Source organism: Mycobacterium sp. NGS51 (genome assembly GCF_059812525.1).
Map to the genome: position 1 here is coordinate 250,313 of NZ_JCALCV010000003.1, position 22,137 is coordinate 272,449.

The window sequence follows — 22,137 nt, forward strand, 5'->3', positions numbered from 1 at the left end:
TCTCACTTGGTGTAGATCGCCTCGATGTCGTCGGCGAACTTTTCGGCCACCACCTTGCGCTTGACCTTCATCGTCGGAGTCAGTTCGCCGGTGTCCTCGGTGAAGTCGACGGGCAGAATACGGAATTTGCGGATCGATTCCGCATGCGAGACCGCCTGGTTGGCCTGTTTGACGGCGGCATCCACTTCGGCGACCAGGTCAGGGTCGGTCACCAGATCACCCACCGACGTACCCGCCGCCTTGCTGTTGCGCTGCTTCCAGCCTTCGAACGCCTCGGGGTCGATGGTGATCAGCGCCCCGATGAACGGTTTGGCGTCGCCGACGACCATCGCTTGGCTGATCAGCGGATGTGCCCGTAACTGGTCTTCCAATACCGCCGGCGCGACGTTCTTGCCGCCGGCAGTGACGATGATCTCCTTCTTGCGGCCGGTGATCGTCAAGAAGCCATCCTCGTCAATGGCGCCCAGATCACCGGTCTTGAACCACCCGTCGGCCATCGCGTCGTTGGTGGCCTGCTCGTTGCGCCAATACTCGCTGAACACCACCCCGCCGCGCACCAGCAGCTCGCCGTCGTCGGCGATGCGCATACTGTTGCCCGGCAACAGCTTTCCGACGGTGCCGATCTTCAGGCCGCCCACCTGATTGACCGTGATGGCCGCACTGGTCTCGGTCAATCCGTAGCCCTCGTAGATGGTCAGGCCGACACCGCGGTAGAAGTGGCCCAGCCGTGCGCCCAGCGGCCCGCCTCCCGAGACCGAGGCGCGGCAATCGCCGCCCAGCGCAGCGCGCAGCTTGTGATAGACCAGCCGGTCGAATATCGCGTGCTTCGCCCGCAACAGCAGGCCGGGACCGCCGCGGTCGCGGGCCTCACTCCAGTCGACGGCGGTCTGGGCGGCCATTTCGAAGATCCGGCCTTTGCCGTCGTTGGCGGCGTTCTGGGCGGCGGTGTTGTACACCTTCTCGAACACTCGCGGCACCGACACCACGACGGTGGGCTTGAACACCGCGAACATCGGCACCAGGTTTTTGATGTCGCTGGTGAACCCGACGGTGACCTTGTTGGCGAAGGCGGCCAAGGTGATCGCGCGGGCCAGCACGTGGGCCAGCGGCAGGAATATCAGCAGGCGCTCACCCTTGGCCAGCAGCGTCGGCAACGCTTCTTTGGCGCCTCGCATCTCGTAGACCAGGTTGGAGTGCGTCAGCTGACAGCCCTTGGGCCGTCCGGTGGTGCCCGAGGTATAGATGAGCGTGGCCGGGTCCGCAGCGCGCAGCGCATCGACCCGGGTGGTCAGCTCCGCTGCGTCCACCGACGCGCCGGCCTCGGCAAGCTGGTCGAGCGCTTTGGGGCCGGAACCGTCGATATGAAACACCCTGCGTAGCGTGGGCAATTCGCCGGTCAGCTCGGTGACCATGGTGGCGTGGGCGTCGGTTTCGGCGCATACCAGTATTGCCTCGGAGTCCTGCAGGACCCAGCGCACTTGCTCGGCCGACGACGTCTCGTAAATCGGCACGGTGACCGCGCCCACCGCCAGGATCGCGAAGTCGAGGATCGCCCATTCGTAGCGGGTCGCAGAGAAGATCGCCACCCGATCGCCGGCCTGTACTCCCTCTGCGATCAAACCGAGAGCCACCGAACGGATTTGGGCGGCCGCCTCGGCGCACGTGACATCGCTCCAGGTGCCGTCGATCAGGCGCTGAAAGATCACCAGTTTGGGATCGTCGCGCTCATGCTCGAAAACCGCGGCGGCGATGTTGTCGCGCTCACCTACCTCGAATGGGGCAGGAACACTCAATTCACGCACTCTTCTGACCTCGCTTGACGTCTCTGGGCCTGGTGTCCGCCAGCCTAGTCTGGCGACGATGCAGACCGGCACGGTCTGCGGAGGAGCCGGACGATCGAACCTAGTCTGGCGACGATGCAGACCGGCACGGTCTGCGGAGGAGCCGGATATGTGAAGCTAGGTCCGTGCACAGTGTTCAAGTTGCCGATCAGACCTTCGTCGCCGCCGACGCCGCGCGAGTCGGTGCTACGGTGGCCGACCGGGCCAACTGGCGGCGCTGGTGGCCTGATCTGTGGCTGGAGGTCATCGAAGACCGGGCTGACAAGGGCATCAGATGGGCGGTGACCGGACCGCTGACCGGCACCATGGAGATCTGGCTGGAGCCATTGCTCGACGGCGTGCTGCTGCACTACTTCCTGCACGCCGAACCGTCCGGGGTCGCTGCCTGGCAGCTGGCTCGGATGAATCTCGCCCGAATGACCCACCGCCGCCGGGTGGCGGGAAAGAAAATGGCTTTCGAGGTCAAAGCGCAGTTGGAGCGGTCCCGCCCGGTCGGGGTTTCTCCGGTGGCTTGAGCCCATCCGGGTTGGTACGGGGAGTACCGTTTCTGACCGAGACCGGGGGTAGCGCCCGCTTACGGGGGAGAGGGAAGCAGCCAGGTGGCGGAGAAGACGACGCAGACGATCCACATCGATGCCGACCCCGGCACGGTGATGGACGTGATCGCCGATATCGGTTCCTACCCGGAGTGGGTTTCGGAGTACAAGGAGACCGAGGTGCTCGAGGCCGACGCCGACGGCTACCCGAAAGTGGCGCGCATGGTGCTGGACACCACCGTCCTCAAAGACACCCTGGTGTTTTCCTACGACTGGCCGAAAGACCGCCGCTCGGTTCACTGGTCGCTGGTCTCCAGCTCGTTGCTCAAGGCCCTAGACGGCGTATACCGCTTGTCGCCCAAGGGGTCTGGTACCGACGTCACGTACGAGCTCACGGTCGACCTGGCTATGCCGATGATCGGGTTGCTCAAGCGCAAAGCTGAGCGCAGGCTGACCGACAGCGCGTTGAAGGATCTGAAGAAACGAGTCGAGGCTGAGTGAGTCGGCAGCGCCCGCCCTGGCCCGGATCAGTCTCTTCGTCGGCAAGGGCGGGGTAGGAAAGTCCACCCTGGCGGCCGCCACGGCGGTCACCGATGCCCGCGCCGGGCAACGGGTGCTGGTGGTATCCACCGATCAGGCGCATTCACTTGGTGACGTGCTGGGCATCCCGGTCCCGCCGACCGGCCGCCGCGATCCCGTGCGGGTACTCGCCGATGACGTTGACATGGGCGGCGGGTTCCTCGATGCGCTGGCGATGGACACCTTGGCGCTCCTGGAGGCGCGCTGGCGCGACGTGGTCGACACCGTCGGCCGGCGCTTTCCCGAGTCGGAGCTGAACACCATTGCCCCCGAAGAGCTCTCGGCCCTCCCGGGCATCCAGGAAGTTCTCGGGCTGCACGAGGTCGGGGAATTGGCCGCGGCCGGACAGTGGGACCACGTCGTGGTCGACTGCGCCTCGACCGCCGACGCCTTGCGAATGCTGACGCTGCCGGCCACGTTCACGCTCTACGTGGAGCGCGCTTGGCCGCGACACCGCCGGCTCTCCACCGCTACTGACGATGCGCAGTCCACCGCGGTGGTGGCGCTGCTGGAGCGGATCAGCGTCGGCGTCGAACGGCTCAGCGCCCTGTTGACCGACCCTGCGCTGGTCGGTGCCCACCTGGTCCTGACCGCCGAACGAGTGGTCGCCGCTGAAGCTGCCCGGACACTGGGCTCATTGGCGCTGATGGGTGTGCGTGTCGAGGAGCTGATCGTCAATCAGATTCTGGTGCAAGATGATTCGTACGAGTATCGAAATCTGCCGGATCATCCTGCTTTCGATTGGTATGCCGAACGCATCTGTGAACAGCGCGCGGTGCTGGACGAATTGGATACCACCATCGGCGATGTGGCGCTCGTGCTGGTTCCGCACTTGGCCGGCGAGCCGATCGGCCCGAAGGCGCTGGGTGAACTGATGGACAGTGCGCGCCGGCGCGGCGGAGCGGCGCCGCCGGGACCGCTGCGCCCCGTCGTCGACCTCGAATCCGGATCAGGCCTGCAGTCGATCTACCGATTGCGACTAGAGTTGCCGCAAGTCGATTCCGGCGGGCTCGCGCTGGGCCGGGTCGACGACGACCTGATCATCAGTGCCGGCGGAATGCGGCGCCGAGTTCGGTTGGCCTCAGTGCTGCGGCGCTGCACGGTGCTGGACGCCCACCTTCGAGGCAGTGAGCTCACGGTGCGTTTCCGGCCTGATCCGAGCGTTTGGCCGACGTGACCGCCGTCGACGATGCGAAGCGAAGCGATAGGGAGGAGCGGCGCATATGAGCGGCGTTCACCCCGACATCGGTCCGGAATTGCGAAAACTTGCGCAGAGCATCCTCGATGGAATCGACCCCGCAGTGCGCGCCGCGGCGATGCGGGCGTCGGGCGGCGGCCCGGGCACGGGGAAATGTCAACAGCTCTGGTGTCCGGTCTGTGCGCTTGCGGCGCTGGTGAGCGGTGAACAGCACCCGCTGCTGACCGTCATCGCCGAACACAGCGTCGCGCTGCTGGCGGTGATCCGGGCCGTCATCGAGGAGGTGGATCAGTCGGTGCCGCCTCCGCCGCCGGACGGTCCGTCCGGCGGTGCGGCTGCTGCCGGACCCGAAGCTGCGCCGAACACAAAAAGCCGCTATCAGCCCATCTCGGTTACCGTGGAGGAGTAACGGCGAACGCCGGCGTGGCGAAGCCAGGCGCGACGGCCCGCCGCCCCAGGAGCTGGGCAAGCCACCGCGGTCCTATGGTCGCATCCAGACTCGATGGGTACTCTTGGCGCAGAACACTATCCGGGGCGGGCGAGAGGGAGGGCCATGTGGTACTGGCTTTTCAAGTACATCTTCATGGGCCCACTGCTTGCCATGCTCGGGCGGCCAAGGGTCGAAGGACTGGAGAACATCCCGCAGTCCGGACCGGCCATACTGGCAAGTAACCACTTGGCGGTGGCCGACAGCTTCTACCTGCCGTTGGTGGTGCGCCGCCGGATCACGTTTCTGGCCAAATCCGAATACTTCACCGGCACCGGGATCAAAGGCTGGTTCATCCGCTGGTTCTACAGCACCACCGGACAAGTTCCGATCGACCGCACCGACGCCGACACGGCCGAGGCCGCTTTGAACACTGCAGCGAGGTTGCTGGCCGAAGGCAAATTGCTGGGCATGTACCCGGAGGGCACCCGCTCACCCGACGGCCGGCTGTACAAAGGCAAGACCGGGCTGGCCCGGCTGGCGCTGCACACCGGCGTCCCGGTGATCCCGGTGGCGATGATCGGCACCAACGTCGTCAATCCGCCCGGTAGCAAAATGTGGCGGTTCGGCCGGGTGACGGTGCGGTTCGGCAAGCCGATGGAATTCTCCCGGTTCGATGGGCTGGCCGGTAATCGCTTCATCGAGCGTGCCGTCACCGATGAGGTGATTTACGACCTGATGGGGCTATCCGGTCAGGAATACGTCGACATCTACGCCGCCAGTGCCAAAGACCACGGCAACGGTGCCGAGCCGCTGGCGGCCGACAAGCCGCCAACCCGGATCCCCGAGACAGCCGCGGGATAGCTCCGCCGATATGAGTGGTCAGCCGACCGCCGAGACCGCAGCAGGTTCGGGGACGGTCGATTTCGGCGGCATGGTGCGAGCGGTGAGGGTCAGTCCGGCGGTAAGGATTGTCGCCAACGCCCACCACAGGTAAGACACCCCGGCGAGCTGGCGCCACCACGCCGCGGCCGTCTCGTGGTGTGCGGGAAGCAGGTTTATCGGCGTCCACACCATCAGCGCCACACCCGCGGCGCTGACCGCGGCCAGCGCCGCGACGCGACGCCGCCAGGCCAGCACTCCGGTCACCAGCACGGCCGGCAGCATCCACACCCAGTGGTGCGACCACGACAGCGGCGAGGCAGCCAACCCGAACAGCGCGATGCAGATCACCGCCATGGTCGGTTCACCGGCGCGCAGCACCCGCCGGGTCGCCCATACCGTTGCGGCGAGCACCAGCAGGCAGCCGAGCACCCACAGCACGAAATGCTCGGGCTCGCCGAGATCCAGCCGGGCAAGCGTGCCCCCGATGTTCTGGTTGGTGTTCAATGCCGGCCCGACGAGACGATCGGTGTTGCGCACCGTGTCGGTCCAGTACTCCCATGAGTCGTGCCAGGCCAGCACGAAACCGGCCAGAGTCGCCGCCCCGAACGACGCAATTGCCCACAGCGCTGCGCGGCCGTCGCGACGCAGCAGGAAATAAAGCAGAAACACCGCCGGGGTCAGTTTCAGGGCGATTCCCAGCCCAAGCAGCAGCCCGCGAGGCCAGGGCGTGCGACGCGGCACGCAATCGGCAATCACCAAAGTCATCAGCACAACGTTGATCTGGCCGAAGGCGAAGTTCGACGTGATGGGTTCCAGCCAGGTCGCCGCCGCGGCCACAACGATCGTGGCCAGCCAGCATCGGCGCAACCAGGGCGGTCCGGACACCCGGCGCGAGGTGGTCCACACGTCGAGCCGGGTCAATACGATCATGGTCGAGACGAGCAACAAGGCTAACGTTGTCAGGGTGATCGCCGCGCTGGCGGCCGGCAGCCCCAGCCAGGCGAATGGGCAGAACACGATGGCCGCCAGCGGCGGGTAGATGAACGGCAGGTCCAGCCCGGCCGACGTGCGGAACCGCACGCCGTCCCCGTACAGCGGGCGGCCGTCCAGCCAGGCCCGGCCGCCCATCCGATAGACGTCGATGTCGATGCGGTATGGCGTGTGCCCGAGCAGCCGCCAGGCCGCATAGCCGAGCGCCGCCGCGGCTGCGGCACCGAGTAGACCCCACACAACGACCGGCCGCATGGCTACCAGCCCCCGCCGATTGCCCACGTCGGGCGACCGCCTCGTATTCATGTCCGACACAGCTTATCGGTGCCGTGGGCCTCACGCGGTGTCGTGGCGGGCGGCGCGTTGGATGACGGCGTACTTTTTTAAGGTGCTCAGGTGGTTGCAAGACGACATCATCAATAGCGGCAGACTGCCGTTGCTGTGTTGTCTGGTCGCCTTCATCTTGACCTTCTTTGTCACCCGATCTTTTGTGCGCTATATCCGCTATCGCGCAGACCGGGGGGTGCCACCCAGATGGTGGGAGCCGCGAAATATCCACATCGGAGCACTGCACATCCACCACGTGGTGGTCGGGGTGATCTTGGTGATGGTGTCCGGTATCGCGTTGGTGTCACTGGACGTCTACAGCCGTGGCATCGAATTTACTTTAGCAGCAACACTTTTCGGTACCGGCGCAGCACTTGTTCTTGATGAGTACGCGTTGATCCTGCATCTCTCGGATGTCTACTGGGAGGAGGACGGTCGCACCTCGGTCGATGCCGTCTTCGCTGCCATCGCCGTGGGCGGCTTGCTGGTGCTGGGTTTACATCCGCTGATGTTCTTCCTCTCGTTCTGGCAGGACACCCACTCGCTGGTGCTGCATGGTGCGGTGATCCTGGGGCTGGTGCTGATGCCGCCGCTGGCGGTGGTGGTGTTGCTCAAGGGCAAGGTGTGGACGGGCCTGATCGGGATGTTTTTCGTTCCGCTGCTGGTCATCGGCGCGATCCGGCTGTCGCGCCCGCACGCCCCGTGGGCGCGGTGGCGCTACAACCGCCATCTGGACAAGATGCGGCAATCGCTGCTGCGGGAACGCATGCTGCGCCGGCCGGTGGTCCGGGCCAAGCTGTCGCTGCAGTCGGCGATCGCCGGCACGCCTCGCCGCCCCGACGATCGCACCGTCGACGCACAGCTGGACCGTGAGGTCCATGCCGCGCCGCCGCCGGACGGTACCCAGCGCGCGCTGGCGGCGGGCGAGCCGGGCTGAGTTCGGCAACGGTGCAACGGGCTAGGCTTCCCCGGCGTGCGGTATTTCTACGACACCGAGTTCATCGAGGACGGCCGCACGATCGATTTGATCTCGATCGGGGTCGTGGCCGAGAACGGCCGCGAATATTACGCGGTGTCGACCGAATTCGACCCGGAGCGGGCAGGCAGCTGGGTGCGCACCCACGTCCTGCCCAAGCTGCCGCCGCCGGCGTCGCAATTGTGGCGCAGCCGCGCTCGGATCCGGTCGGATCTGGAGGCGTTCTTCGGCGTCGACGACGACGAGCCGATCGAGCTGTGGGCCTGGGTAGGCGCCTACGACCATGTGGCGTTATGTCAGCTATGGGGAGCGATGACGGAACTACCGGCGGCGATGCCCAAGTTCACCCGTGAGCTGCGCCAGCTATGGGAGGAGCGGGGACGGCCTCGGATGCCGCGCCGGCCGGCGGACGTCCACGACGCCCTGGTCGACGCCCGCGACCAGCTGCGGCGGTTTCGGATCATTACCGCCGACGGTGATCCGGGCGGTTAGCGTCCCTGGTGAACTGCGCTGGTCAGGGGGCTGCAGCGCCCGGTTACCATAGACGGGTGAACTGGACCGTTGACGTACCGATCGAGCAGCTGCCGTCGCTGCCACCGTTGCCGGCCGATCTGCGCGCCCAACTCGACACCGCGTTGGCCAAGCCCGCCGCTCAGCAGCCGAGCTGGCCGATCGACCAGGCCAAGGCGATGCGCACCGTTCTGGAGAGTGTCCCACCGATAACGGTGGCATCCGAGATCGTGCGGCTGCAGGAGATGTTGGCGCAGGTCGCGCGCGGTGAGGCGTTCCTGTTGCAGGGTGGTGACTGCGCGGAGACGTTCGTCGACAACACCGAACCGCACATCCGCGCCAACATCCGCGCGCTGCTGCAGATGGCCGTGGTGCTCACCTACGGTGCCAGCCTTCCGGTGATCAAGCTGGCCCGCATCGCCGGGCAGTACGCCAAGCCGCGATCGGCCGATCTCGACGCGCTGGGGTTGCGCTCCTACCGCGGTGACATGGTCAACGGGTTCGCCCCGGAGGCCGCAGCGCGCGAACACGACCCGTCGCGACTCGTGCGGGCTTACGCCAACGCCAGCGCGGCGATGAACCTGGTACGCGCACTCACCTCGTCGGGACTGGCCTCGCTGCATTTGGTGCAGGACTGGAACCGCGAATTCGTCCGAACCTCACCGGCAGGCGCCCGCTATGAGGCGCTGGCGGCTGAGATCGACCGTGGCCTCCAGTTCATGAGCGCCTGCGGGGTGGCCGACCGGAATCTGCAGACCGCCGAGATCTACGCCAGCCACGAGGCGCTGGTGCTCGATTACGAGCGCGCCATGCTGCGGATGTCGGACGGCCAGGACGGCGAACCCCAGCTGTACGACCTGTCGGCCCACTACCTGTGGATCGGCGACCGGACCCGGCAACTCGACGGCGCACACGTCGCGTTCGCCGAGGTGATCGCCAACCCGATCGGCGTCAAGATCGGGCCGACGACGACACCGGAGCTGGCCGTCGAATACGTCGAGCGGCTCGACCCGCACAACAAGCCGGGCCGGTTGACGTTGGTGAGTCGGCTGGGCAACAACAAGGTGCGTGATCTGTTGCCGCCGATCATCGAGAAGGTGCAGGCCACCGGGCATCAGGTGATCTGGCAGTGCGACCCCATGCACGGCAACACCCACGAGTCGTCCAACGGCTACAAGACGCGGCATTTCGACCGCATCGTCGACGAGGTTCAGGGTTTCTTCGAGGTGCACCGCGCACTGGGCACCTACCCGGGCGGCATCCACGTCGAGATCACTGGCGAGGATGTCACCGAATGTCTTGGTGGGGCGCAAGACATTTCGGACACCGACCTGGCTGGTCGCTACGAGACGACGTGTGACCCGCGGCTGAACACCCAGCAGTCGCTGGAACTGGCATTCCTCGTTGCAGAAATGCTGCGCGACTAGTTACCGAGGCTCACAGTAGGCCGCTCAGGTTGCTGCCGATCGTCCATGCCGCGGCCGCAACAAGGCCGGTGACCGCCAATACCACTGCCAGCCAAATCAGCACCATCCGCCGGGCGTGCTGGCGGGCCCACACGAACTCGCCCATCTCGATGCCAGCGAATTGCTCCGGCTCATCAAGGTTTTCGGGTTCCTCCGGCCAGTCGTCGCGGGCCAGTTGGCGGGTGGGGTGGTGCACGGGTGTCGGCCCGGCCGAGCGCCGATGCTGATCGGTGGTCTGGTCTTCCTCAATTCTGCTGTGAGAGGCGGCGGCTGACCGATGCTGGGCGGAGTTGCGGGGTGCCGGCACCCGGAATTCCGGCAGCCCCGTCGCCTCGGCGATGTCGTCCAGCTCGGCGCGCATGTCGGCTGCGTCGGCGTAACGGTCGACGGGATCGCGCGCGGTCGCACGTGCCACCAACGCGTCGAATTCGCCTGGCACCCCGTCGATCACCGTACTGGGCGCCGGCACATCGGCATCCAGCCGCTGGTAAGCCACCGACAAAGGCGAGTCGCCGGAAAACGGCGGCTCCCCGGTCAGTAGCTCAAAAGCCATGATTCCGACCGCATAGACATCGCTGCGCGGACTGGCGTCGCCGTCGCGGACCTGTTCGGGAGACAGGTAGGTCGCCGTGCCGAGAATGACACTGGCCGAGGTGATCCCGGCCGCTGCCACGGCACGAACCAACCCGAAGTCGGCGATTTTGACCTCGCCGTCGTCGGATATCAGCACGTTTTCCGGCTTGACGTCGCGATGGACCAGTCCGGCGCGGTGCGCGACCGCAAGCCCGCCGAGCACCGGGCGCAGCACTGCGGCAACAGCGTGCGGCGGCATCGGGCCCCGCTCGGACAGCAACTCGCGCAGGGTGCCGCCCTCGATGAGCTCCATCACCAGGAAGGGGTGCCGAGCGTCGAGACCTTGGTCGTAAACCGCGACCAGGCCGGCGTCCTTGAGCCGTGCCACGGTGCGGGCCTCGAGCCGGAAGCGGGTCAGGAACTGCTCGTCGCCGGCGTAGCGGGAATCCATCACCTTCAGCGCGACGGGCCGGTCCAACCGCAGGTCCACCCCCCGGTACACCGTCGAGGTCCCGCCGGTGGCGATCCTGGTCGCAACGCGGTACCGCCCGTCGAGCAATGTGCCCTCCAGGTCGTCCCCGGCGCCCGCTCCCCTCACGGAGCCATCGTAGGCGGCGGTGAGAATTCCGCCCGAAACGTGCACTCAGCGTGCCGGAATCGGTTCTAGACTGGGCGCGATGAGCAGCATTCCGGCTGGCGACGACGTTCTGGAGCCTGACGAACCTACCTACGATCTGCCTGGCGTCGCCCGACTCTTGGGTGTGCCGGTCACCAAGGTGCACCAACAATTGCGCGAAGGCCATTTGGTTGCGGTGCGACGTGCCGGCGATGTGCTGGTGCCGCGGATCTTTTTCACCGAATCCGGCCACGTGGTCAAGAGCTTGCCCGGCTTGCTGATGGTGCTGCACGACGGCGGTTACCGCGATACCGAAATCCTGCGTTGGCTGTTCACACCCGACCCATCGCTGACAGTCACCCGCGACGGGACGCGTGATGCCATCAACAACGCCCGTCCCGTCGATGCCCTGCACGCCCACCAGGCGCGCGAAGTATTACGCCGAGCACAGGCTATGGCGTACTGACACTTTCGGCGGTTTCGCCGTCTGACTGCGGCGTCCGATACAGCGCGTACCACGCGATCAGCGCACAGCCGGTCGCGATGAAGACATGAGCCCACGAGTACATCCCGTGGGCACCATCGGGTTTGAAGATCACCATGATCCACGTCGAGAACCCGGCGATCGCCGCGACCGCCGGACGTGATTGGGCCAGCGGGGCCGCTACTGCCAGCGGCCAGGTGTAATACCAGGGCAACGCCGCGGGCACGAACAACACCACGATCAGCATCGCCCACGCGATGCCGGTGAGCGCCGCGCGGTCATCGCGCCGGAATCGCCACCACAACAGCGGAAGTGAGACGGCAATGATCACGATGCCGGCGATGCGCGTGACTTGTAGCACCGCGTAGAAGTTGACCGGGAAAAACCATCCGCCGATGGCATGCGCCAGATTGGCCGTCGCTGTCGGCACGGTCAGCCAATTGATGATCTTCGCCGAACCGGCCAGCGCGCTGAGCCAGCCGAGACCCACGCCGGCCACGGCCGACAACACCACGAAGACCGCGACGAAGACCAGTACCGAAACGATGGCGGCCACGGTGAAGGCCCGAAGCTGCCGATATCCGCGCCGGTCGCCGAGCTGGCGCATCCATACCCACACCAAAAACGGCAGTGCGATGCCGGCGGTCGCCTTGACCGCAACGGCGACGGCGACCACCGCGATGCCGGCGACAGGGTGGCGCTCGAGGGTCAGGGCGATGCCGGCGGCCATCAAGCCCACCATCAGCATCTCGTTGTGTACGCCACCCATCAGATGGATGATCACCAGCGGATTGAGCACGCAGATCCACAGTGCTGTCGGGACGTCGGCGCCGAGATGTCGGGCGATGCGTGGTGTGGCCCAAATCAACAGCGCCAGCCCGGGCAACATGCACAACCGCAACAGCATGGTGCCGACGATCACATGATTGCCCACCAACATCGTGACGAGCTTCGCGATCAGGATGAACGCCGGACCGTAGGGTGCGGTGGTGATGGTCCAAATGGGACTGACGTTGTCCAACAACGCGTTCGGGTTGTCCACCGGGCCCACCGCATAGGGGTCCAGGCCGTCGCGCAGCAGTGCGCCCTGGGCTAAATAAGAGTAGGTGTCACGGCTGAAGACGGGTACCGATAGCAGTAACGGTGCCAGCCAGAAACCGGTGCTGGCCACCATCGTGTATTCGGTCGCGGTGCCGGCAATCACCCGACGGCCCAGCCCGAGCCATGCGATCAACATCAGCGCGACACCCAGCCACAGCAGGACCGACGACAACACCAACCCGTGGCCGAACCGCAGCCAGGACAAGTGCATCGACTCCAACAGTGGGTCGTGCGGTTTGGTGCTGCCCGCCCCGAGTCCGCCCGTGGTGATCAGTACCGCTCCCAGGCAGCCCTGCAGTGCCGGACGTGCATCTGGGCTGGCGACAAACTCGCGTAGTCGCGAAAAACTCTGCGTGGCAAGACCGGCCGAGTCTTCTGTCGGTGCTGGCGTGGACGTGGACATCAAGCTCAGGCGGTTCGGTTGGCGGTCAGTCGGGCCAGCTCGGACAGCCCGGTCTTGGCGGCAGCTTCGATTGGCGCCGATGCCAGGGCGGCCAGTGCGCGCTGGGTCAGCCGCTCGATACGGTCTTCCACGATTGTCAGAGCGCCGGTGGCTTCGATCACGCCACACAGGTCGCGCACCTGTGCGTCGGTCAAATCGGTGCCAATCGAGGTGCGCAACAGATTGGCCGCCGCCGGATCGGACTTGTCGGCCAACCCGATTGCCTCGGCGAGCAGCACGGTCCGCTTACCGGCCCGCAGGTCGTCACCGGAGGGTTTGCCGGTGACGGCCGGATCCCCGAACACGCCGAGCACGTCGTCGCGCAACTGAAAAGCCACCCCCAAATCGGTGCCGACGTCGTGGAAAAGGGTGTGCACCTCTGGCCGGTCCGCGGCGGCCGCGACACCTAACTGCAGCGGCCGCGAGACGGTGTAAGACGCGGTTTTGAACGTATTAACGGTCATTGCCGAAGCGATCGACTCCGCGCCGCTGGCCTCGGCCACGATGTCCAGATACTGGCCACCGAGCACCTCGGTGCGGATATCGGCCCACACGCGCCGAACCCGACGGCATGCATCCGACGGCAGGTCGATGCCGGCGACGATGTCGTCCGCCCACGCCAGCGCCAGGTCGCCGAGCAGGATGGCTGCCGACGTCCCGAACCACTCGGACGATCCCTGCCAGCGCCGACTATGGTGCAGCGCACCGAATTTCATGTGGGTGGTGGGTCGGCCACGGCGGGTGGCCGACGCGTCGATCACGTCGTCGTGCACCAGCGCCGAAGCGTGCAACAATTCCAACGCCGAAAACAGCAGCAGCACAGTGGTTCCGGGAGTTTCGGTGGATACCGAGCGCCACCCCCAATAGGCGAACGCCGGCCGTACTCGCTTACCGCCGCTGGTGACGAACTCCTCCAAGCCGGCGATCAGACCCTCGTACTCGCTGCCGATATGGGCGGCGCCCTTGCGGCGCTCGCGCAGATACGCCCGCAACTGATCGGTGATGGCGTCGGCGAACTCGACGGTTGCCGCTGCTTCGACGCTCAGCGCCGCGCCCCTTTCTGCTATTAGCTGCCCTGGGCCGACAGTCTATGTCGCTCGACGCAGGGCAGTTGCTTCGACAGGCTCACTATCTGCCGCCTATGCTGGCCTGAAACCTGCGCAAGGTCGCCCGGTGTTCGAGAAGACGCGGCGAGGCGCGGCGCGGCAAAGACTGCCGTTGCAAAAAGTAGTCATTCGACGAGGAGCGACCTTGTGACTCTCAACACCATCGCGCTCGAGCTGGTACCGCCGAACGTGGATCGTGGCCCGCAACAGGCAATCGACGATGCCCGCAAAGTGCTGCAGTTCTCTGCGGACGCCGGCATCGGCGGCCGAATCGAGCACGTGATGATGCCCGGGATGATCGCCGAGGAGGACGATCGGCCTGTCGAGATGAAACCGAAGCTCGACGTACTGGACTTCTGGCGCGCGATCACGCCGGAGTTACCCGGGGTACGTGGGCTGTGCACCCAGGTCACCGCGTTCTCCGACGAGCTATCTCTGAGCCGACGGCTGAGCGATCTGGTTGATGCCGGCATCGAGGGCGTGGTCTTCGTCGGTGTGCCCCGCACCATGCAGGACGGCGAGGGCTCCGGCGTCGCGCCTACCGACGCCCTATCGATCTATCGCGAGCAGATGGCTAACCGCGGCGTGATCATGATTCCCACTCGGGCCGAGGAAGCCGGGCGCTTTAACTTCAAGTGCAATCAGGGTGCGACGTTCGCCTTGACCCAGCTGTTGTATTCCGACGCGATCGTGGGGTTTTTGACCGACTTCGCCAAGCAGACCGACCACCGGCCCGAGATCCTGCTCTCGTTTGGTTTCGTGCCGAAGGTCGAAAACCGGATCGGCCTGATCAATTGGCTCATCCAGGACCCGGGCAACGCCGCGGTCGCTGATGAGCAGGCCTTCGTCAAGACATTGGCGAACAGTGAACCTGCTCAACGGCGCAAGCTGATGGTCGACCTCTACCAGCGGGTGATCGATGGTGTCGCCGAGCTGGGCTATCCGTTGAGCATTCATTTCGAGGCGACGTATGGCGTCTCCGCGGCGGCATTCGAGACCTTCGCAGAGATGCTGGACTACTGGTCGCCCCCGGCCACGGCTTAGCTGGACGATCGGTCGCTGGGTTCGGCGAACCGGGGGGAGCGGTCGCGACCCAACCAGGCCAGCACCGCCACTAGTCCGGCGACTCCGAGCGAGGCCAGGCCCAGCCACCACGCGGCGCCGCGGAAGGAGCGGGTGCTGGGATCGATATACCGGGCCTGGGCGGTCATGGTGCTGACGATGCCCGGCTTGAGCTTCCACGCGACCAGCTCCGAATCGATCCGCTCGCCGTTGGTGGAGGTCACTGGGCCGGGGAAGGCGACCGTCAGTTCGACGTCCGCGTCGGGGTCGGTCAGCGACGTCAAATCGGCCCGGCCTTCCAGAATCACCAGGTTGCCCGCCCTGCGCAACGTCAAGTTCACGCCCTGGGCATCGGGATTCATGCTCGCCAGCTGCGGCACTTCGGCGAAGGTCAAATCGGAGAACACCGCTTGGGACCCCACATAGCCGTCGCGATCGTATTTGGAGATCGCCACCTTCTGGCTGAAGGCCAGGTTCGAGTCGAGTTGCGGTCCGGCGTCCTTGTCGGAGCGTGGTTTAGCCGCGGCAATGATGCTCCCGGAGACCGTGTCGTCCGGCGAGATCGTGATCGACGCCTTGACCCGCAGGCATCCGGCTGCCAGCGGCACCACCAACAGCAGCAGCGCCACCGTCAGAACGCGACGTCCGATGAGCCGTCCGGTCAGCAACTGGGCGCGCACCAGGTCATCGTGCCAGACGCACGGCTACAGCGGCAGCCTGCGGCCCAGGATTGCGAACGCCCGTGGGTCGCCGGCGAAATGGTAGCCGCGGATCAGATCGGTGAAGCCGAGCCGCCGGTACAACCGCCAGGCACGATTGGCCTCGCCGTTGATCTCTGGCGTGGACAGCAGCACGTTGGCCTCCTCGCGGCCGGCCAGTAGCCGTCGCGCCAGCGCCTCACCCAGACCGCGACCTTGGGCTCGCGGGTGTATGTGCAGTTCGGTCAGCTCGAAGTAGCTGCCCATCAGGCTGGCGATCTGCGGGCCGGGAAAACCTCCGCGCTGCAAACCCGCCACCACTTGCTGCTGCCACCACTGGTCCGGCGAGCCGCAATAGCCATAGGCAACGCCGAGAAGCGGCGCCGCGCCCAGATCGGCGGTCGACGGACGGTCGGCGCCGGCTACTTCCACAACGCCCACGGCCTGCCACCCGTGGCGTCGCGAGTGTTCCAGCCAGACTGCGGCGCGCTGGTTTTCGGTGCCGGGCGGATACCGCATCGCGTCGACGTACACGCCTAAGGCGTCACCGAGTCGGCGCTCCATCTCGTGCGGTGGCAGGTCGATGAAGAATGTCGCCACCTCGCGGTGCCTCCTCAGGGGTCATTTGGTGCACTGCTTCCACCCGTCATTATCGGACCGGCAGTCTCGTGCCGACCGCTAATCAGCGCGGCTACAATCAGCTGTCGAACCAGTGGTATGGCGTAGATCCACCTCGTATCATCTGAGTTAGGTGCCCACGCAAGGGCATCGTCACGCAACAGCTTGTCGGCAAGGAGGGACGAATGCCACTCTCCGATCATGAGCAGCGGATGCTCGACCAGATCGAGAGCGCTCTCTATGCCGAAGACCCCAAATTTGCATCGAGCGTCCGTGGCGGCGGATTCCGAGCGCCGACTGCGCGGCGGCGCGTACAGGGCGTGGCGCTGTTCGTCGTGGGGCTGGCGATGTTGGTATCGGGGGTGGCGTTCAAGGCAACCTGGATGATCGGGCTCCCGATCTTGTCCGTCCTGGGGTTCGTCGTCATGTTCGGCGGTGTCGTTTTCGCCATCACCGGCCCGCGGCTATCCGGTCGCCGTGACCACCCGGGATCGACGCCGAGTGTGCGCCAGCGCCGCTCCAAGGGGACTGGCGGGTCCTTCACCAGCCGGATGGAAGACCGGTTTCGCCGCCGCTTCGACGACTAACAGCTAACTGATCAAGGGGCGGCCTCGGCCGCCCCTTTTTTGCTGCCTCACAGCGGTCACATCTACGACCGGTAGGGCAGTGGCCCCCACAACGCCCCACCCGCCAAAATCTGACCGCTGAACTGGTGATTTCTTGTTTAGACCACGGTGCGCGAGATACCTGTATGGCCGACCCCGAGAGGGCAGTGGCTAAGAAACTCGGATTCACGTCGCAACAAATGGGGCAAAGTGGGGGATTGTGGGGTATGGTGGCTGAAGTCGGGGTGAGGAGGGTCCCAGACTCCGCACGGTGGGAGGTGGCCAGATGTTTCTGGGCACCTACACGCCCAAGCTCGACGACAAGGGGCGGCTCACGCTGCCCGCCAAATTTCGCGACGCGTTGGCAGGGGGGTTGATGGTCACCAAGAGCCAAGACCACAGCCTCGCCGTCTACCCCCGTGCGGAATTCGAGCAACTCGCGCGCAGGGCAAGCAAAGTGTCACGAAGCAACCCCGAGGCTCGGGCGTTCCTGCGCAACCTAGCCGCCGGGACCGACGAACAACATCCCGACGCCCAAGGCCGGATTACGTTATCGGCCGACCATCGCCGTTACGCCAACCTGTCGAAGGATTGTGTGGTGATCGGATCGGTGGACTACCTCGAGATCTGGGACGCGCAGGCCTGGAACGACTACCAACAGACCCACGAAGAGAACTTCTCCGCGGCCAGCGATGAAGCACTCGGCGACATCATCTGAGGCGCATGCCCGTGCACCGTGGCCTCTGCCCGAACCGACCCTGACGTACTTCCCCAACGCCAGGTTCGCGCTATCGGACAGGGACCTCGATGTGCGGGCGATCGCAAGCGCGGCGAAGCCGGGCGCAGCGGGTCGCGCGCCGACCGGTCGGGCGATCGCAAGCGCGGCGAAGCCGGGCGCCGCGGGTCGCGCGCCGATCGGCCAGGCGACCGCCCGGCCGCGGCGGGTCGCCGACCGACCGGTCATTCGTCGGGGAGTTGATGCCATGCCTGACGCCACAGACGATTTCGGCCATGTACCGGTGCTGGCCGACCGCTGTGTTGAGTTGCTCAGCCCGGCGCTGACCAGACATCATTCCGACGGGACAGGGGCGACTCTCGTCGACGCCACCATCGGCGCCGGCGGGCATGCGGAGCGTTTCCTCAGCGCACTGCCGGGGCTGCGCCTGATCGGCCTCGACCGCGATCCCACTGCGCTCGACATCGCCGGTGCCCGGCTGGCGCGCTTCATCGACCGGGTCAAGCTTGTCCACACCCGGTATGACGGCATCACCGCTGCTTTGGCTGAATCGGATTACCTGCCAACGGGTTCTGTAGACGGAGTGCTCTTCGACCTCGGAGTCTCGTCCATGCAGCTGGACCGCAGCGAGCGAGGCTTCTCCTACGCCCAAGACGCGCCGTTGGACATGCGGATGGACCCGACGTCTCCGCTGACCGCGGCCGACATCGTCAACAGCTATAACGAGCGCACGCTCACCGATATCCTGCGCCGCTACGGCGAGGAGCGGTTCGCGCGCCGCATCGCCGCACAAATTGTCCGGCGGCGCGGCGCCGCGGCGTTCACGACCACCGGCGAGTTGGTAGAGCTTATTTATCAAGCGATTCCGGCCCCGGCCCGGCGCACCGGCGGTCACCCGGCCAAACGGACGTTTCAGGCGTTGCGGATAGCGGTCAATGCCGAACTGGATTCGTTGGCCAACGCCCTGCCGGCTGCGTTGGAGGCCCTCGCTGTCGGTGGGCGCATCGTGGTACTGGCGTATCAGTCGCTGGAAGATCGCATCGTCAAACGCGCCTTCGCCGAAGCGACCTCCTCGCGCACGCCATCCGGTCTGCCGATCGAACTTCCCGAGCACTCAGCGCAATTCACGTCTTTGACGCGTGGCGCCGAACGTTCCGGCGATGCCGAGATATCACGCAATCCGCGGAGCGCCGCCGTACGGCTGCGGGCCCTGCAACGAACTGAACCTCGGCGACGGGCAGCAAGGAGGGGTGATTGATGAAGGCCAAACGCGAAGCGCCACAGCGCGGCGGCAATCGCCGTCGTGCGCACGACGATGCCCGCCGCAAGGTGAGGCGCCGGCCGGCTGAATTCCCGGCGGGACGCCGCACCCGGGCGCGGACGGGGAAGGGCTCGGCGCCGGCCCGAGAGCCGCGAGTGTCACGATCAGCACCGCAAACGACGCCGATGTCTCGGCCCGCCGAGCGGGTGGCCCGGCCGAAGACCGCCAGCCAGGCGAAAGCCCGGGCGAAAGCGCGGAAAGCGAAAGCGCCTAAAGTTGTTCGGCCGCCACTGCGCGACCGGGTATTGACCCGGCTGGCCTCGATCGATCTGCGGCCGCGCACATTGGCGGCCAGGGTGCCGTTCGTGGTGCTGGTCATCGGCTCGCTCGGTGCCGGGCTGGGCGTCACGCTGTGGTTGTCGACCGACTCCGCCGAGCGCTCCTACCAGTTGGGCGCCGCGCGCCAGACGAATCAGCTACTGCAGCAACAAAAAGAAGCGCTCGAACGCGACGTGCTGGAAGCGCAGGCGGCGCCGGCGTTGGCTGAAGAAGCCCGCGATCTTGGAATGATCCCGACCAAAGACACCGCCCACTTGATTCAGGACCAAACGGGAGCCTGGGTGGTGGTCGGCACGCCCAAGCCGGCCGAGGGTGCGCCGCCCCCGCCGCTGAACACCAAGCTGCCGGATGAGAAACCGGTGCCTCCGCCGGCAAGGTTGGAAGTGCCGGTGCAGGTCTCCCCGGGCAATGGCGCGCCGATCGGGCCCGGAACGTCGGGGCCGCAAGTTCTGGTCCGCGATCCCAACGGGGCAACGACCCTGGGCATCCAGCACCTGCCCACCAATGCCGCACCCCCGGTGCCCGGCGCGCCCGGCGCACCGGTCGTGGTTCCGCCGCCGGGTCCGCTTCCGGCACCGGCAGCTGTCGTGCCCGCGCCGCCGGCAGCTGCTGTGCCCGCTGCGCCGCCGGCCCCGGCCGCTCCGCCGACTAACGGCGAGCAGTTCGGCCCGCTGGCCGTCACAACCCCCGGTGGCCCCAGGTGAAGGGCGCAAGCCGCTCAGGCACCCGCAAGCCAAGGCGGGCAACCGAAGCCGAGCGGGCCAAACGGATCAAAAAGCCGAAAGCGGCGGCACGGACCAAAAGCACGCCCAACGGCCACTCAGCGCGGGTCCGGCGTACCCGGCAGGCAGTGGATATGGGAGTACGCGGCGCGTCATTCGTGTTCCGGCACCGGACCGGCAACGTGGTCATCTTCTTGGCGCTGATCGTGGCGGCCGTGCAGCTTTTCTACTTGCAGGTTCCGCGCGCCGCCGGCCTGCGGGCCGAAGCGGCCGGGCAGCTGAAGGTCACCGACGTCCAAGAGGCGGTTCGCGGCAGCATCGTCGACCGCAACAACAACCAGCTCGCATTCACCATCGAAGCCCGCGCGTTGACCTTCCAGCCGCGCAAGATCCGCAAGCAGCTTGCCGAGGCCAAGCAGAAGAAGCCCAGCAGCCCCGACCCGCAGCAGCGACTGCGCGATATCGCCAAGGAAGTCGCCGCGCGGCTGAACAACAAACCCAATTCGGCCACGGTGCTGAAGAAGTTGCAGAGCGACGAAACGTTCGTCTACCTGGCGCGCGCTGTCGACCCGGCCATCGCGAGCGCGATCACCACCAACTACCCGGAGGTGGGCGCCGAACGACAGGACCTGCGCCAATATCCGGGTGGATCGCTGGCGGCCAACATCGTCGGCGGCATCGACTGGGACGGTCACGGCCTGCTTGGCCTGGAGGACTCGCTGGACGCCGCGCTGGCCGGAACCGACGGCTCCATCACCTACGACCGCGGGTCCGACGGCGTGGTGATCCCGGGCAGCTACCGCAACCAGCACAAGGCAGTCAACGGATCGACCGTTCAGCTCACCATCGACGACGACATCCAGTTCTATGTCCAGCAACAGGTGCAGCAAGCCAAGAATCTGTCCGGAGCCCACAACGTCTCGGCCGTCGTGCTCGACGCCAAAACGGGTGAAGTACTGGCGATGTCGAACGACAACACCTTCGACCCGTCCCAGGACATCGGACGCCAGGGCGACAAGCAGATGGGCAACCTGCCGGTTTCCTCACCGTTCGAACCGGGTTCGGTCAACAAGATCATCACCGCGTCATCAGTCATCGAACACGGCCTGAGCAACCCAGACGAGGTTCTGCAGGTGCCCGGCTCGATCCACATGGGCGGTGTCACCGTGCACGACGCCTGGAACCACGGCGTGACGCCCTACACCACGACAGGTGTGTTCGGGAAGTCGTCCAACGTGGGCACACTCATGCTGGCCCAGCGGGTTGGCCCGGATCGCTGGTTCGACATGCTTCGCAAGTTCGGTCTGGGTCAGCGCACCGGTGTCGGCCTGCCTGGTGAGAGCGCGGGGCTGGTGCCGCCGATCGACCAATGGTCAGGCAGCACCTTCTCTAACCTGCCTATCGGGCAAGGACTTTCGATGACCCTGCTGCAGATGGCCGGTATGTACCAGGCCATCGCGAATGACGGGCTGCGGATGCCGCCGCGCATCGTCAAGGCGACCATCGCGCCCGACGGCACCCGAACCGAAGAGCCGCGCCCGCAAGGCGTCCGGGTGGTTTCGTCGCAGACCGCGCAGACCGTGCGCAACATGTTGCGCGCAGTCGTGCAGCGAGACCCGATGGGTTACCAGCAGGGCACCGGGCCGGCGGCCGCCGTCGAGGGCTACCAGATCTCCGGCAAGACCGGTACGGCCCAACAGATCAATCCCGCCTGCGGCTGCTACTTCGACGACGTCTACTGGATCACCTTCGCCGGCATGGCCACCACCGACAACCCGCGGTATGTCATCGGCATCATGATGGACAACCCGCACCATGCCGCCGACGGCTCGCCCGGGACATCGGCCGCTCCGCTGTTCCACAACATCGCGGGCTGGCTGTTGCAGCGCGAGAATGTTCCGCTGTCAGCCGATCCCGGGCCGCCGCTGACACTGCAAGCGCTGTAGCCGTCCAGCGCTACCCGGCGAAGCCCCTTATCGGCAGGTGGCTCGATAAGGTGTCATCGCTGATCGTGGCGGCTTCAGACCATGGCGGACGGA

22 protein-coding genes are annotated in these 22,137 nt (G+C 66.1%); 15 read left to right on the forward strand and 7 right to left on the reverse strand.

The features are described 5' to 3' along the window. Nucleotides 1-2 precede the first annotated feature (2 nt). On the reverse strand, nt 3-1,802 hold the full coding sequence (locus AC5Y5W_RS05530; protein WP_500022217.1) for an AMP-dependent synthetase/ligase: 1,800 nt from the start codon (nt 1,800-1,802) through the stop codon (nt 3-5). 164 nt (nt 1,803-1,966) lie between these two features. On the opposite strand from AC5Y5W_RS05530, the gene AC5Y5W_RS05535 reads away from it, so the two are divergent. The 5 genes from AC5Y5W_RS05535 to AC5Y5W_RS05555 all read left to right on the forward strand — a co-directional run bounded on the left by AC5Y5W_RS05535 (nt 1,967) and on the right by AC5Y5W_RS05555 (nt 5,445). Continuing rightward, entirely contained in the window at nt 1,967-2,356 is a 390-nt protein-coding gene (locus AC5Y5W_RS05535; protein WP_500009036.1) for a polyketide cyclase / dehydrase and lipid transport, read from the forward strand. A gap of 84 nt (nt 2,357-2,440) precedes the next feature. After that, complete coding sequence (locus AC5Y5W_RS05540) at nt 2,441-2,878, forward strand: SRPBCC family protein (RefSeq protein WP_499899166.1); 438 nt, start codon at nt 2,441-2,443, stop codon at nt 2,876-2,878. After that, complete coding sequence (locus AC5Y5W_RS05545; protein ID WP_500009109.1) at nt 2,871-4,133, forward strand: ArsA family ATPase; 1,263 nt, start codon at nt 2,871-2,873, stop codon at nt 4,131-4,133. The genes AC5Y5W_RS05540 and AC5Y5W_RS05545 overlap by 8 nt, the downstream gene beginning before the upstream one ends. Before the next feature lie 46 nt (nt 4,134-4,179). Beyond that, nucleotides 4,180-4,563, forward strand: coding sequence for a hypothetical protein (locus tag AC5Y5W_RS05550; RefSeq protein ID WP_500009037.1), 384 nt, complete (start codon nt 4,180-4,182; stop codon nt 4,561-4,563). A gap of 144 nt (nt 4,564-4,707) precedes the next feature. Next, entirely contained in the window at nt 4,708-5,445 is a 738-nt protein-coding gene (locus AC5Y5W_RS05555) for a lysophospholipid acyltransferase family protein (RefSeq protein ID WP_500009038.1), read from the forward strand. Nucleotides 5,446-5,463: 18 nt separating this feature from the next. On the opposite strand, the gene AC5Y5W_RS05560 is transcribed toward AC5Y5W_RS05555, so the two are convergent. Continuing rightward, nucleotides 5,464-6,762: a glycosyltransferase 87 family protein gene (locus tag AC5Y5W_RS05560; protein WP_500009039.1), complete on the reverse strand. Its 1,299-nt coding sequence runs from the start codon at nt 6,760-6,762 to the stop codon at nt 5,464-5,466. Between the two features lie 61 nt (nt 6,763-6,823). Between AC5Y5W_RS05560 and AC5Y5W_RS05565 the strand changes: the two genes are divergently transcribed. The 3 genes from AC5Y5W_RS05565 to AC5Y5W_RS05575 are packed head-to-tail and all read left to right on the forward strand — an operon-like array spanning nt 6,824 to nt 9,696. Next, entirely contained in the window at nt 6,824-7,720 is an 897-nt protein-coding gene (locus AC5Y5W_RS05565; RefSeq protein ID WP_500009040.1) for a hypothetical protein, read from the forward strand. A gap of 36 nt (nt 7,721-7,756) precedes the next feature. Further along, nucleotides 7,757-8,251, forward strand: a complete 495-nt coding sequence (locus tag AC5Y5W_RS05570; protein ID WP_499884157.1) for a polyadenylate-specific 3'-exoribonuclease AS — start codon at nt 7,757-7,759, stop codon at nt 8,249-8,251. Between the two features lie 56 nt (nt 8,252-8,307). Beyond that, entirely contained in the window at nt 8,308-9,696 is a 1,389-nt protein-coding gene (locus AC5Y5W_RS05575; protein WP_499884156.1) for a class II 3-deoxy-7-phosphoheptulonate synthase, read from the forward strand. Nucleotides 9,697-9,706: 10 nt separating this feature from the next. Here AC5Y5W_RS05575 and AC5Y5W_RS05580 read toward each other — a convergent pair whose 3' ends face one another. Continuing rightward, nucleotides 9,707-10,906, reverse strand: coding sequence for a protein kinase domain-containing protein (locus AC5Y5W_RS05580; RefSeq protein ID WP_500022218.1), 1,200 nt, complete (start codon nt 10,904-10,906; stop codon nt 9,707-9,709). A 79-nt stretch (nt 10,907-10,985) separates the two neighbouring features. On the opposite strand from AC5Y5W_RS05580, the gene AC5Y5W_RS05585 reads away from it, so the two are divergent. Further along, entirely contained in the window at nt 10,986-11,390 is a 405-nt protein-coding gene (locus tag AC5Y5W_RS05585) for an Rv2175c family DNA-binding protein (RefSeq protein WP_499884154.1), read from the forward strand. Here AC5Y5W_RS05585 and AC5Y5W_RS05590 read toward each other — a convergent pair. Both AC5Y5W_RS05590 and idsA2 read right to left on the reverse strand, forming a co-directional pair. Beyond that, on the reverse strand, nt 11,377-12,912 hold the full coding sequence (locus AC5Y5W_RS05590) for an alpha-(1->6)-mannopyranosyltransferase A (protein ID WP_500009042.1): 1,536 nt from the start codon (nt 12,910-12,912) through the stop codon (nt 11,377-11,379). The two genes, AC5Y5W_RS05585 and AC5Y5W_RS05590, sit on opposite strands and share 14 nt — an antisense overlap. Nucleotides 12,913-12,917: 5 nt before the next feature. After that, on the reverse strand, nt 12,918-13,997 hold the full coding sequence (gene idsA2 / locus AC5Y5W_RS05595; RefSeq protein WP_500009110.1) for a bifunctional (2E,6E)-farnesyl/geranyl diphosphate synthase: 1,080 nt from the start codon (nt 13,995-13,997) through the stop codon (nt 12,918-12,920). 207 nt (nt 13,998-14,204) lie between these two features. Here idsA2 and AC5Y5W_RS05600 point away from each other — a divergent pair, with 207 nt between their 5' ends. After that, nucleotides 14,205-15,101, forward strand: a complete 897-nt coding sequence (locus tag AC5Y5W_RS05600) for a mycobacterial-type methylenetetrahydrofolate reductase (RefSeq protein WP_500009043.1) — start codon at nt 14,205-14,207, stop codon at nt 15,099-15,101. Here the strand turns inward: AC5Y5W_RS05600 and AC5Y5W_RS05605 are convergent. Together AC5Y5W_RS05605 and AC5Y5W_RS05610 are read right to left on the reverse strand one after the other, a co-directional pair. Continuing rightward, nucleotides 15,098-15,799 (reverse strand): LppM family (lipo)protein, encoded by a 702-nt coding sequence (locus tag AC5Y5W_RS05605; protein WP_500009044.1) that lies wholly within the window; start codon nt 15,797-15,799, stop codon nt 15,098-15,100. The two genes, AC5Y5W_RS05600 and AC5Y5W_RS05605, sit on opposite strands and share 4 nt — an antisense overlap. A gap of 24 nt (nt 15,800-15,823) precedes the next feature. After that, nucleotides 15,824-16,417, reverse strand: a complete 594-nt coding sequence (locus tag AC5Y5W_RS05610; protein WP_500009045.1) for a GNAT family N-acetyltransferase — start codon at nt 16,415-16,417, stop codon at nt 15,824-15,826. A gap of 203 nt (nt 16,418-16,620) precedes the next feature. Here AC5Y5W_RS05610 and AC5Y5W_RS05615 point away from each other — a divergent pair, with 203 nt between their 5' ends. The 5 genes from AC5Y5W_RS05615 (at nt 16,621) to AC5Y5W_RS05635 (ending at nt 22,044) form a co-directional block, all read left to right on the forward strand. Beyond that, nucleotides 16,621-17,022 carry an SCO2097 family morphological protein gene (locus AC5Y5W_RS05615; RefSeq protein WP_500009046.1) on the forward strand — a complete coding sequence of 134 codons (402 nt, stop codon included), beginning with the start codon at nt 16,621-16,623 and terminating at the stop codon, nt 17,020-17,022. Between the two features lie 304 nt (nt 17,023-17,326). Further along, complete coding sequence (gene mraZ / locus AC5Y5W_RS05620) at nt 17,327-17,758, forward strand: division/cell wall cluster transcriptional repressor MraZ (RefSeq protein ID WP_499884621.1); 432 nt, start codon at nt 17,327-17,329, stop codon at nt 17,756-17,758. Nucleotides 17,759-18,023: 265 nt separating this feature from the next. Continuing rightward, a complete protein-coding gene (rsmH, locus tag AC5Y5W_RS05625; RefSeq protein WP_500009047.1) occupies nt 18,024-19,034 on the forward strand; it encodes a 16S rRNA (cytosine(1402)-N(4))-methyltransferase RsmH in 1,011 nt (336 codons plus the stop codon). Then, entirely contained in the window at nt 19,034-20,080 is a 1,047-nt protein-coding gene (ftsL, locus tag AC5Y5W_RS05630) for a cell division protein FtsL (RefSeq protein WP_500009048.1), read from the forward strand. Before rsmH ends, ftsL begins: the two co-directional genes overlap by 1 nt. A gap of 65 nt (nt 20,081-20,145) precedes the next feature. After that, nucleotides 20,146-22,044 (forward strand): peptidoglycan D,D-transpeptidase FtsI family protein, encoded by a 1,899-nt coding sequence (locus AC5Y5W_RS05635; protein WP_500009111.1) that lies wholly within the window; start codon nt 20,146-20,148, stop codon nt 22,042-22,044. Nucleotides 22,045-22,137: the final 93 nt, after the last annotated feature.